The following is a 12,220-nucleotide window of genomic DNA, read 5'->3' as shown; positions in this document are numbered from 1 at the left end:
ATGATGGAAGGCGGTCATCCGATGTCGGGCATTTTATGTCGTTCGAACAGCCGCTTATCAACAGCCACTCAAAGGGAACTCGCGGGTTATTTTTGGCTGTTTCATCGAGAACATGGTGCTGGTAGAGCGAATCCCCTCGGCCGGTAATAACATATTACTTAACAGTGCTTCGTAACTCTCCATATCCCGGGTAATAATCTTGAGAAGGTAATCACAAGAGCCACTGACCGAATGGCACTCCTGTATCTCGGGACAGGCCGCCACCATCGACAGAAACGATTTCAAAGTTTCAGGGTGGTGGTTATCCATTGAGATCTGCGCAAAAGCGACCACATTTAAGTTGATTTTTTTAGGCGATAACACCGCCGTGTAGTGTTCAATATAGCCCTCAGCCTCTAGTCGCTTAAGCCGTCGCCAACAGGGCGCTCCCGACAGACCGATGGTTTCGGCCAATTCACGATTGGTCAGCCGACCATCTTTCTGCAAAGACGCCAGTATCGCTACATCAAAGCTATCCAGCATAATTTGTTTCCTTTATCTGCCAATAGAAGAAATTATCTTGCTTATTATCCCTTAAACAAAGCTTCTTTAGAAAGATAATTTCGTCACTAAGGCACTAAAATAAATAGATTGAATAACACAATAAAAAGCTGGGAAACAGCTCATGCTGAGGTCGACTAAGTCATGAACAAGGTAACGTTAGAAACCCCGAAAGCGACATCGCTCATCGATATCCCTATTAATCTCGACTGGCTGCACATCGCCGAATTGATGCTTGCATCACGCGCACTCGACACCATCGAAGAGCAAGAGTTAGTGCCTGCTAAGTTAGTCTTTAATCAGTTTTCTGCCCGTGGCCATGATTTTGCTCAGATTATTCTCGGCTCACTGTTGACCCACCCCCATGATGCTGCCACTGGCTATTATCGCTCCCGCCCTTTCGTGATGAGCCTCGGTATCGATTTAGATGATGTGGTTGCATCGCCGATGGCCACAGCCGGCGGCTATAGTGATGGGCGAGATATCGGGGTTGTCTGTAATTACCCTAATCCAAACCGCACCGGCGCGATGCTCTTTCCGATGTGTGGCGGTGTCGGGGCACAATACTCCCCCATCGCAGGCTGGGCGCAATCGATCGTTTATCATCGGGACCAACTAAAGGATAGCCATTATAACGGCGCTATCGCTGTATCGATGGGAGGCGACTCTTCGATGTCCACCAGCGGTTTCTGGGCGGCATTAAATATCTCCACCACCCATAACCTACCCCACCTATTTTATATTGAAGATAACGGCTACGGCATCTCCGTTCCCCAGACGGAACAGACCCCCGGCGGCGATCAGGTAGCAAATCTAAAAGCCTATAAGAACCTGCACATTATTGAAGGTGATGGCACCGACCCGGAGCAAACCCCAGCGCTAATAAAGGAGGCTGTCAACTATGTCCGTTCAGCTAAAGGCGCCTGCCTGTTAAGACTGAAAGTGCCTCGCTTGTGCGGTCATACCTTTCAAGACACTCAAACCTATAAATCACCCGAATTTATCGCCGATGAGATGACCCGTGATCCGCTGCCGAAATTACAGGCCTTTATGCTGCAGCAAAAACTCATCACCGCCGCTGCTTGGCAGGCGCTCGAAACAGCGAGTGTTAACAAGATTCAAGCATCCGTAGCGCGAGCAAAAGCCCGTCAGCAGCCAGAGCCTGGCAAGCTCACCCGCTTCTGTCTATGCCGAACAGGGCCAGACACAACTCCGAGGAGGCCTCGCAGCAGACAACCATCGTTTTCCGGCACAGAGCTGTACACCTAACCCCACAGGTGCACGGATCAATATGCTCACAGCGATTCGTAAAACCTTAGATTATGAGTTGGAGACCAACCCCAAAGTGATCGTCTTTGGAGAAGATGTTGGCCCTAAAGGGGGCGTGCATGGAGCAACCTTAGGCTTACACAAAAAGTTTGGCCGCCACCGGGTATTCGATACCAGTTTATCTGAAGAGGGTATTATCGGCCGTTCAGTAGGCATGGCGTTGAGTGGATTGATGCCGGTGCCTGAAATTCAGTTCCGGAAATATGCCGAACCCGCCGCAGAACAACTCACCGACACCGGCATTATGCGCTGGCGAACCAACAATCAATTTGCCGCGCCGATGGTCGTTAGAATCCCCGGCGGTTTTGCTCGCCGAGGCGATCCATGGCACTCCATGAGCGATGAAGTCGAATGGGCCCACAAGGTTGGCTGGCAACTGGCGATGCCCTCCAATGCCGAAGATGCGGTCGGTTTACTGCGCTTTGCTTTGCGGGATAATAACCCCACCATTTTCTTTGAACACCGTTTCTTACTGGATCACAGTTGGGCTCGTCGTCCTTACCCCGGCGATGAGTTTGTCATTCCCTTTGGTCAGGCCAAGCGCTTAACCTGTGGAGACAAACTCACGGTTGTCTGCTGGGGAGCGATGGTTGAACGCTGCGAAAGCGCTGCGAAACAGCTCGACATAGGCATCGAAGTGATCGACCTTCGCACCCTGCAACCTTGGGATAAAGAGGCCGTCCTCAGTTCGGTAGACAAAACTGCTCGCTGCTTGATTGTCCATGAAGACAATAAAACCGCGGGCTTTGGTGCCGAGATCGCCGCCACCCTATCAGAAGAGTTATTTTTTAGCTTAGATGCGCCGATTCAACGACTCACCATGCCTGATATCCCTAGCCCTCACAATATTCACCTGTTGGAAAACGCGCTTCCCAGTGAACAGCGTATTGCTCAAGCCATGCAAAACCTGATCGCCGTCTAAAAAGGAGCCCGCCATGCAAAATTCAATATCAATTACCCTACCCGCAGATGCGTTAGAAGGCACTGCGGCAAAGGTCGCTGAGTGGTTAGTCACAGAGGATCAACAGGTGACCAAAGGGATGCCTCTACTGGAGCTGGAAACCGATAAGGTCACGATGGAGATCTGTGCCGAAGCCGATGGCGTGATGAGCCAAATACTGGCAGTTCCCGGCACTGAAGTCGATGAAAATACGCCGCTTGGCCTCATGCAGAGTACCACCGTTAGCGCCATCGAGCCGATTAAAGCCGCTCAGACTAAAACAGCATCCAGCGCAACATCATCCGTTCCTAGGATAGCCAACAACGCCGAGCAGCTCGATATCACGCTACCTGCCGATCAATTAGAAGGCTTGACCGCTAAAATCGCTCACTGGCTAATCGATGTCGGCGACCCCGTTGAACAGGGAGCCCCACTATTGGAATTGGAAACAGACAAAGTGATTCTGGAAGTCATTGCGCCTGCTAGCGGTGTACTCTTGCAGCAGGATAAACAGCCCGGCGATGACGTCGAAGAGGGCTGCCTGCTGGGTAAACTGACTCAACATATCGATTCCTCGATGAAGACAACCGACCTCTCTCACGCGATAGCTTCAACGGATCAAGCGAACGACCATCAACCGGCGAGCGATGCGCGTAACGCCCGCCATCTAATCGGTCCTGCGGTACGACGCTTATTGGATAAGCACGGCCTCGATATCAATTTAATCAACGGCAGTGGCCGTGGTGGCCGAGTCACCCGAGATGATGTACTGGCCTACTTAGATGCTCCGATAGATGCTCAGTCAGTCACTCAAGCCACAGCAACGCCAGTGACTTCAGCGATAACGGACCCCGCTTCAATAACGGAGCAAGCTAGTCGACTGGTGCCCCATTCGCCGATGCGTAAATCGATTGCTAGCCATATGGTTAAGAGCCTGCTACAGACTGCTCCCCATGTCACCAGTGTCTTTGAAATGGATATGGGGCGCATCATCGAACACCGAAAACAGTGTCAGTTAGGGTTTACCGAAGCCGGTGTAAAACTGACCTACACCGCGTACTTCCTCGCTGCCACGGTCAAAGCGATGCATGCGGTACCATCGGTTAACGCTCGCTTTCATGAAGAGGCATTAGAGATATTCAGCGACATCAATATTGGTATTGGCACCGCACTGGGTGATAAAGGGTTGGTTGTGCCCGTCGTCAAACAGGTGCAAAACAAAAACCTATTTGAAATCGCCTCAGCACTGCAGCAACAAACAGAAAAAGCCCGACTAGGCAAACTCACCGCTGCCGATCTGAAAGGCGGCACCTTTACTCTATCGAATCATGGTGTCAGTGGTAGCCTATTTGCGGCACCGATCATCATCAATCAACCCCAGGTAGCGATACTCGGGATCGGTAAACTGGAAAAGCGAGTCGTCGTTGAAGAGGTCGATGGTGAGGATATTATGACCATCCGCCCCAAATGCTATGTTTCACTGAGTATTGACCACCGCGCCCTCGATGCCTATCAAACCAATCTGTTCTTAACGCAGTTTGTCGACAGCATCGAAAACTGGGGTAAGTAGTCACGCAAGGTTGGCTGCCACTGGCTCGCCAACCCTCATCGCAATAATGAGTTGGACAGGATATACACTGACTAACGGCTAAGGATCGCCAAAAGATCCGCCCGCCACGGCTCAACCTGACCATAGTAACCACTTATATCGAGTGGCGTCATTTGCCCTCCTCGTTCCAGCACAAGGGTCGGAAAACCTCCGCCACCGGCGCCAGCCAGTCGTGCTCGACTGGCAACAATATGCTGCTCAACCGAACCGCTTAATTGTTGTGCCAATGATTGCTGAAAAACGCCGGCCTCAATACCTTGCGCTATGGCTAACTCCAGCAACACAGCTTGATCCACAATTTTACGGCCAGCAACAAAGTGTGCTTGCTGCAGAGCCACCAACATGGCATAACCATCGGCCCCACAGGCTTGCGCCGCCAAAATAGCGGCGATGGGAGGCACCGAATCAAACACCGCCGTTTCATCCAGCAACAAACCATCAACGTAATCCTGGCCAAATCGCTGGCCACTGATTTTCCCGATGCGGGCATCATTCGCCATCACAAAGCGGCGCAGTTCGGCTGTCACGGAGCGGCCACTCATTAAACCGCCACCATGCAATGTCAATGTCACGTTATCTAGCTCATGAACGCAAGCCAGCAAGGGGGCCGCACCATAGCACCAGCCACACAGCGGGTCATAAATATAATGGAATATCGGGGTGTGCATTAAGTTGTCCTTAAAATAATTTGCGCGAGCGGAATCTTATTCCGGACGCGCTCGGAGGTAGCTCACTTCAGAGCCAACCAAAAGGCTTTTGATTGACGAGCAAAGGATAGAATCTCTGATCAGCAACTAAGCCCTAACATGAGGGCGTTGTTGATTAACCCTCAGCATCCATCAAGCGTGGATTACCATTTCATCTCACCCTTATTCACTTTGGCACCAATCTCCAAAGCGGTCCCTAAACCGAGCGTTGGGTAAAGCTGGTTCATACGCTGGATTAGACTCGCAGCATCGGCCGCTTCCTCTAAAGATGACTCAAAACGACGCAAATAAGTTTTGCTAAACTCAACCGCCGCCAGTCCAGTTGGTGCGCCACTGTTGGCGTGTCCGGGGATAACCGTATCAGGCCCGAGCGATTCGATCCCTTCTAAGATAGAGAACCACGCGGCCCGCTCCGCAGAGGTTTGGCTATCAGCAGTCCACAGATGCAAGCCACTGAACACATTTACCCCACCGACAACCGCTTTGATTGAAGGAATCCAGACATAGCTGCGGCCAGGAAGCTCACCATCCAAGCCTTTTATCTCTAGTTTTTTACCTTCCAATATCAAACCTTCAGCGGGTAATTCGCTAGGGATAATAGGCTTACGCGGTGCATTGGCACCCATTTTAGGTCCCCAAAAACCAACTTTCTTTTGCACTGTTTGCTTAATCCAGGCAATGGTCGGTTTGCTGGCAACGATCTTCACGTCGGGAAATTCAGCCTTGATCACTTCAAGCCCAAAATAATAGTCCGGATCGCCATGGCTAACATAAACGGTTGTTAGCCTCTTCTGACTCTTTAAAATCTCCGCCACCAGCCGATGCGCATCAGCGCGGGAAAACTGTGCATCAATCAGAACGGCATCATGCTCTCCTGTCACTAACACCGAGTTCACATGGAAGCTATTGCCATCGGCGTTATAGACTTTCAAATTAAGAGTATCGCTGTCGTTGGCCCAAGCTCCATTCGTTAAAGAGACCGATAGTGCAGCGGTTAGCAGTAGTGACTGTATTGTTTTCATGTAAACCTCATTGCGTTAAATTCGAGATCACTGTAGTGATTGAGATAGAGGTTACGTGCTTCATTGGTTCAGATATATATGCAATAATTGACTACTTTATTTCAAAAAGTGAACATATGGATCGTCTACAGGCTATGCAGGTTTTTACCGAAGTGGTTAAACGGGGGAGCTTTACCGCCGCGGCCGACCATCTCGATATGAGCCGTGTCAAAGCAACACGTTTTGTGTCTGAATTAGAAAAGTGGCTGGGAACGCGGTTACTGCAACGCTCGACTCGCCGGGTCTCACTCACGGAGGCAGGTCAAACTTGTCTAGTGCAGTGTCAGCAGATGCTAGAGTTAGAAAATGGTCTACAGGCAACCATCGGCCAGCGTGACAGCTCGCCTAAAGGGCAACTGAGGATTACCTCTAGCAGCTCGTTCGGTCAGCTACATCTGGCAACAGCGGTAACGGATTATCTGCAACGCTATCCGGATGTATCTGTCGATATGATGATGCTCGACCGAACGGTCAATCTGATTGAGGAGCGTATCGACCTAGCCATAAGAATTTCAGGTGAACTCGATCCCGGTTTAGTCGCCCGCCGTCTAGCCCCATGCCGCTCGGTTATCTGCGCCTCGCCAGCCTATCTTGCAGCGCACGGCACACCGACAACACCAGAACAGCTAGCTGAACATAACTGCCTTACCTATTCCAATTTTGGCAAGGGCGAGTGGCGTTTCCAGCATCCCCAAACTGACGAAATTGGCGTACCCGTCAGCGGTAATCTCAGTGCTAATGAAGTTGGCGCTCTCACCGCCGCAACCTTAGCCGGTGCCGGAATAGCCTTACAACCCACCTACCTTGCCGGCCCTTACATTCGAAGTGGCGAGTTAACCCCACTATTGGAGGCCTGGCATCCGCCGGAACTGGTTATTTGGGGCGTGTACCTCTCTCGACAACATGTTCCGGCAGCACTAAGAAGTATGCTCGACTTTCTGGTTGAGCGTTTCAGTGAAACACCCTATTGGGATCGCTAGGATTCTCTCAGGTATCCCGCTGATTACGAAAAGCACCCGGGGTTAACCCGACCCGTTTCTTAAAAAAGCGCGAGAAATAAGCTGGATCTTTAAAACCCAGATCATAAGCAATCAATGATGCTGGTGCGGCGGTGTAGATTAGAAAGCGCTGGGCTTCAAGAATCAATCGATCCTGTAACAGCTCGCTAATAGTCTTGCCCACCACAGCCGAACAAGCCCGATTCAGTCCCATGGGCGTGGTATTCAACATCTGCGCATAATGATCCGCCGATAGATGATCGCGATAATGCATTTCGATCAACTGACACAGCTCTTTATAGCGCTGCTCATAGCGTGAACCCGATTCACTACTGCTATAGGCGGAGTGTAATTTGCGACCGATACGCACCAGTAACGAATACAGCAACCATTCAAACATCACCACTCGCCCTATCTGGTTATCACGATATTCGCGGGTCAGGTTGGCAAACTGCTGATCGATCAAGGGTTGGTCCGGATCATTCTCGGTTAACTGAATCACCAACGCTTTACTCAACAGCTCCTCTTTAAAGGGAAAACGGTGCTGAAACTGCTCATCCTGCACCAATAATTGCGACACGGTGACCACCGAACCTTCGGTATTTTCTTTATAAAATTGGAAACCATGCACCACCCCTGGAGGAATAGTGATCAGACAGGGAGCAACCTCCTCCTGCTCTAGGCCGTCGATATGGATTCTCACCCCGCCCTTGCGAACATAGATCAGCTGAAACATCTTTGGGTGGGTGTGAATATTAATCGTCCAATCAAACAGTTCGGCCCGGGTGCGAATATCTTCAATATGGATAAACTCTGGATCTTCCCGCGAAGGCTCTTCGCTATACAGTGCGTAGGTGGAGATTAACGCTTCACCCTTTCGTCGATTTTTTTACTCATAGCGGACAAGCCCCCATCGCCGTGTGTTGGTATGCTTTAGGGTAAAAGTACAATTCTTTAGCTGGAAAATCTATTCATAATAGGCAAAAAGAGAGAGGTGTTAAGTCGTATAGCGCTATGATGAGCTATCGATATCGGTGTCGAAAACAGAAAGAACCCCATATCGACTAAATATCAATGTAGTATCGCATATTCAGTAAAGCGAACGGGCGAAAGATTGCCGCTAAAAACTACTGTTTAAAAAGTGCAATTAATGAAAAAAACAATGAACGAGGAGATAATCAGTAAATACTGACCCGAGCTTATAGCCCTAAAATGTAACCATTAAACGCGCTCAGACTCGCCCTTAAGCCAGCCTGAGCACACAACGCAGACGCTTAATCAGTGCCATCCGTCAGCAAAACAACACCAGCACCGGTATTTGAAATCGGTGCATGGTAGTGCTTATGCAGCACATTAACGTTAGGCGATAACGCCCCTCGCATCACCATCCACATGATCACTTCAATTCCTTCAGTGCCCGCCTTTTCCATGATTTCAGCGTTAGAAAAAGCGGTCATTTTTTCCGGGTCATTAATGATGTAATCCATACACTTCAGATCAAAGTCTACATCGATAATACCGGCCCGCTCACCCTGTAACTGATGCGACATACCACCGGTACCAAAAACCGCCACCTTGGTATCTTCAGGATAAGACTCAATCGCGATCCTTAACGCTTTACCCAAATCATAACAACGCTGGCCACTTGGTAATGGATGTTGCACGGTATTAACTGCCAACGGAATCAGTTTACATGGCCATTCAGGCAGGTGACGGAACATCAGTCCCATCGGCACAACACAACCATGGTCAACTTTCATTTCCTGACACATGGTCATATCAAACCCCTGATTAATCAGGGACTCAGCTAAATGCCAAGACAGTTGCGCATCCCCCTCAAATGAGGCAGTCGTGGGAATGCCCCAACCTTCATCATCATTCTGATAGGTATCGGCGCAACCAATTGCAAAAGTCGGCACGGTATCCAAAAAGAAATTCAAACCATGGTCGTTATACACGACGATTACTACATCAGGCTTTTCCTCTGCTAACCAAGCTTTTACCGGCTCGTAACCGGCGAAAAAACGCTGCCAATACGGGTCATTTTCCTGCTTGTTCGCCATCGCATTGCCGATTGCCGGAATATGAGACGTTGTAATACCACCAATAACCTTACCCATTCCAGTAACCTCCACGCTGTTGTAACTTCTCATCAAAACCTTCGGCATTGTTTAGCAGCACTTGCTTAAACTCATCAGTGGTAATGTTATGGAAGGACGCACCGGCATCCTGCACACTCAAACCATGGAAAATGGCAATTTTTGCTAGATAGTAAATATTGCCACCGAGTTGTAACAGCTTAAGAAAGTTACCTTCCAACACCGCGATACGCTGCTCATCCGGGAGGTTAAACTTACGACAGTAAGCATCCATATCGGCTGCAAACTCTTCGCGATTTGCCGCACTATTGAAGCTATACGCCATCTTATTCAAGTTATAGGCAGAGTGGGAACGTTTTCCATCAAACACATAAGTGCCTGGGATATCGTCATAATCATGCTTTTGCCAAACCATGCTGATTGCCCTTTTATTGTTGAGATTTATATCTGAGATCAGCGAGTGACTTCGCTATCTATTGTTTATGTATTTTTATCTAAAAAACGCACATAATTAAGAGATAAAATGATATAAAAATTGTACTTTTCGAATATCAGCAGCGAGAGTAAATTGTCCTATGGGTCAATCTTCCGAAATACTTACCGTACAGTTTTACGGCGATCAAGAGCAGTATGTCACCCCGGACCTGCTCCACTGCGAGCCACTCATCACCCGCAGCCGAGCCCATCAATTCACCATTCGCCCCCATCGGCACCATGGTTTGAGTCAGATATTCTATCTACAGCGGGGCAGCGGTGAAGCCAATTTAGATGGTGACACAACCACCATCAAAGGCCCCTGCATCATTGTTATTTCAGAGATGTGTGTACACGACTTTCTTTGGTCGGAAGATGTTTCGGGGATGGTGCTGTCGATTGCCAGCCCGTTATTAGAAAGAGTCGAACAAGCCGTGCAGAAAGAGCAACCGGTGATTAGATCGACGCTCATCATGACCGTGCGACGTGAACAGACGCAACTGGAATCGATCCTCAATCTAATTCAGCATGAGTATTCCCAACCCATCATCAGCGGACGATCAGAAGCCCTCGGATCACTGGTGCAATTATTGGGCATCTGGTTGGAACGCAACGCCGTTCATCGGCACTATTTGGGTAACCATCAAGATCGAAAAAGTGAATACCTCAACCGCTTTACCGATCTCATCAATCGGGATTTTGCCCAGCATCGAAAAGTGGAAAGTTATGCCGAAGAACTAGGCATTACCGCACCTTATCTCAACAGTTTGTGCCAAAAACTCATCCAACGCAGCGCCCTGCAATTGATTCACGATCGTCTGCTGCTCGAAGCCAAACGGCATTTGATCTACACCGTCACCAGTATTAATGAGATCGCTTACGAACTGGGGTTTAACGACCCCGCCTACTTTAACCGCTTTTTTAAGCGACTCGCCCAACTGACGCCAAAACAGTTCCGCTCACAGAATGTGAATAACCGTTAGCGGTTCTTTTGCTGTACCGACAAAAACAGCAGGCGTTACAAAATTGAATCAGCGATCGATCAACACCACTGTATGAGCAGTGTATTACCCTCAAGCCTCAGGTGCGATATCGCCACCACCGAGTGACTGATAAAGTTTTGCCTGAATGACAAATTGGTTATAGCGGTTTTCCAACAGTGATGTTTCGATACTACGTCTCGATTCCATCGAGCTAATCCAATCGATGATATCACTCTCCCCATGCTGATATCGACTTCCGTAGATCGCCTCAATCGCTTGCGCGTTAGTATACTGCGCTTGATAAATATCGCCCTGATAACCGAAGTGTTGTTTAGCCGTCAACAGGTTCGCTACCTCTTCAAATGCTTGATAAATCGTATCTCGATAATCCACTACGGCCAGCTGATAGTCGACTTCAGAAATATCTTTGTTTAATGTCATCTCCTGCCACTCTAAGAAGGGCAAAACAATACCGCTACCCAACGTAGCAACCGGGTTTTGCAATAAATTCAATAAGCTTGAAGATGAGGTGTTTAGCGATCCTGTTAGAGTAAAGGTCGGCATATAGCTGGCATCTAACGCATCTTTAGACGCTAGCGTGGATTTCAGGGCATACAAACTGGCTTTAACATCCGGTCTGCGCAACAGCAGATCCGCCGGAATCCCCGCCTCAATATCAGGGATAAGTTGGGCCGGTAACCGGTCGACGTTTATACCAACGTCTTGCAAAGGCTGATTAAGCAGAATGGAGATCGCATTTTGCGTTTCTGATAGCGTTTGTTGCAATTGACTCAGTTCCACCCGCTGGTTATACAGCGACTGGGTTGACTCTAGCACCGCCAAACGGCTCTCTGCGCCAACCTCATATTTGTTTTGTGTCAGCATAACGACCCGTTCGGTATCGGCGATGGTCTGCTCCCTAAGCGCAATCACCTGATTCAGATAGGCGACTTTCCAATACAGCGTCGCCGTTGTTACGACGAGGTTGTGGGCGGTATTCTCACGATCTTCATAACGGGCGTTGGCGGTCCATTCAGCAGCATCAGCCACCGCATCCACCCGTCCCCAAAGATCCAGCTCATAGGCTAGAGATAAACTCAAACCAAAACGGCTATCGGAGGTCTCCGCGTCAAGGTCATATTCCCGTGACGAAGACTGCGAAGCGCTGATGCTTGGCACTTTGTTATTTTCACTGACACCGGCCTCCAGCCGTGCTCTCTTTAACGTCAGCGTCGCTTTTGCCAAATCACTATTGGACGCCAATACCTGATCGATCAACCGATTTAACTGTGGGTCTCCAAATAACGTCCACCAAGCGTCAGGGCGCGCCACGGTTGCGCTCGCTTGCACTTGAGACTGGGACCAGCTTTCTGGAACATCTAACACCGGTGGCTGATACTCACTGCGCATTGAACTACACCCAGATAACCCAAGTACGCATAACAGCATGACGGTAGAGATTTTGTTGACAATTTTCATT

Annotated in this window: 12 protein-coding genes; 5 read left to right on the top strand and 7 right to left on the bottom strand. The window is 49.3% G+C overall.

What is annotated here, in order from left to right:
• Positions 1–57 precede the first annotated feature (57 nt).
• The gene (locus tag AC0L4K_RS03820) at positions 58–522 is read right to left on the bottom strand and encodes an Lrp/AsnC family transcriptional regulator (RefSeq protein WP_473268265.1); all 465 of its coding nucleotides are present in this window, start codon (positions 520–522) and stop codon (positions 58–60) included.
• 162 nt (positions 523–684) lie between these two features.
• On the opposite strand from AC0L4K_RS03820, the gene AC0L4K_RS03815 reads away from it, so the two are divergent.
• The 3 genes from AC0L4K_RS03815 to AC0L4K_RS03805 are packed head-to-tail and all read left to right on the top strand — an operon-like array spanning position 685 to position 4,379.
• Entirely contained in the window at positions 685–1,809 is a 1,125-nt protein-coding gene (locus AC0L4K_RS03815; RefSeq protein WP_473268263.1) for a thiamine pyrophosphate-dependent dehydrogenase E1 component subunit alpha, read from the top strand.
• Positions 1,810–1,831: 22 nt separating this feature from the next.
• Positions 1,832–2,791, top strand: a complete 960-nt coding sequence (locus tag AC0L4K_RS03810; protein ID WP_473268260.1) for an alpha-ketoacid dehydrogenase subunit beta — start codon at positions 1,832–1,834, stop codon at positions 2,789–2,791.
• 13 nt (positions 2,792–2,804) lie between these two features.
• Positions 2,805–4,379: a 2-oxo acid dehydrogenase subunit E2 gene (locus AC0L4K_RS03805; RefSeq protein ID WP_473268259.1), complete on the top strand. Its 1,575-nt coding sequence runs from the start codon at positions 2,805–2,807 to the stop codon at positions 4,377–4,379.
• A 71-nt stretch (positions 4,380–4,450) separates the two neighbouring features.
• On the opposite strand, the gene AC0L4K_RS03800 is transcribed toward AC0L4K_RS03805, so the two are convergent.
• Together AC0L4K_RS03800 and AC0L4K_RS03795 are read right to left on the bottom strand one after the other, a co-directional pair.
• Positions 4,451–5,086 carry a DsbA family protein gene (locus AC0L4K_RS03800; RefSeq protein WP_473268258.1) on the bottom strand — a complete coding sequence of 212 codons (636 nt, stop codon included), beginning with the start codon at positions 5,084–5,086 and terminating at the stop codon, positions 4,451–4,453.
• Between the two features lie 182 nt (positions 5,087–5,268).
• Positions 5,269–6,147 (bottom strand): MBL fold metallo-hydrolase, encoded by an 879-nt coding sequence (locus AC0L4K_RS03795; RefSeq protein WP_473268256.1) that lies wholly within the window; start codon positions 6,145–6,147, stop codon positions 5,269–5,271.
• A 116-nt stretch (positions 6,148–6,263) separates the two neighbouring features.
• On the opposite strand from AC0L4K_RS03795, the gene AC0L4K_RS03790 reads away from it, so the two are divergent.
• Entirely contained in the window at positions 6,264–7,166 is a 903-nt protein-coding gene (locus AC0L4K_RS03790; RefSeq protein ID WP_473268255.1) for a LysR family transcriptional regulator, read from the top strand.
• Positions 7,167–7,173: 7 nt separating this feature from the next.
• Here AC0L4K_RS03790 and AC0L4K_RS03785 read toward each other — a convergent pair whose 3' ends face one another.
• From AC0L4K_RS03785 to AC0L4K_RS03775, 3 genes are all read right to left on the bottom strand, one after another.
• Positions 7,174–7,938 (bottom strand): helix-turn-helix domain-containing protein, encoded by a 765-nt coding sequence (locus AC0L4K_RS03785; RefSeq protein ID WP_473269207.1) that lies wholly within the window; start codon positions 7,936–7,938, stop codon positions 7,174–7,176.
• Positions 7,939–8,458: 520 nt separating this feature from the next.
• Positions 8,459–9,304: a class III extradiol dioxygenase family protein gene (locus AC0L4K_RS03780; RefSeq protein WP_417228142.1), complete on the bottom strand. Its 846-nt coding sequence runs from the start codon at positions 9,302–9,304 to the stop codon at positions 8,459–8,461.
• A complete protein-coding gene (locus AC0L4K_RS03775; RefSeq protein ID WP_417228141.1) occupies positions 9,297–9,698 on the bottom strand; it encodes a protocatechuate 3,4-dioxygenase in 402 nt (133 codons plus the stop codon). The genes AC0L4K_RS03780 and AC0L4K_RS03775 overlap by 8 nt, the downstream gene beginning before the upstream one ends.
• 160 nt (positions 9,699–9,858) lie before the next feature.
• On the opposite strand from AC0L4K_RS03775, the gene AC0L4K_RS03770 reads away from it, so the two are divergent.
• Positions 9,859–10,740, top strand: a complete 882-nt coding sequence (locus AC0L4K_RS03770; RefSeq protein ID WP_473268252.1) for a helix-turn-helix domain-containing protein — start codon at positions 9,859–9,861, stop codon at positions 10,738–10,740.
• Between the two features lie 90 nt (positions 10,741–10,830).
• On the opposite strand, the gene AC0L4K_RS03765 is transcribed toward AC0L4K_RS03770, so the two are convergent.
• Positions 10,831–12,219 carry an efflux transporter outer membrane subunit gene (locus AC0L4K_RS03765; protein WP_417228139.1) on the bottom strand — a complete coding sequence of 463 codons (1,389 nt, stop codon included), beginning with the start codon at positions 12,217–12,219 and terminating at the stop codon, positions 10,831–10,833.
• Position 12,220: the final 1 nt, after the last annotated feature.

The organism is Amphritea sp. GJ51-11, assembly GCF_055808735.1.
This window is presented reverse-complemented; position numbering and strand designations above follow the sequence as displayed.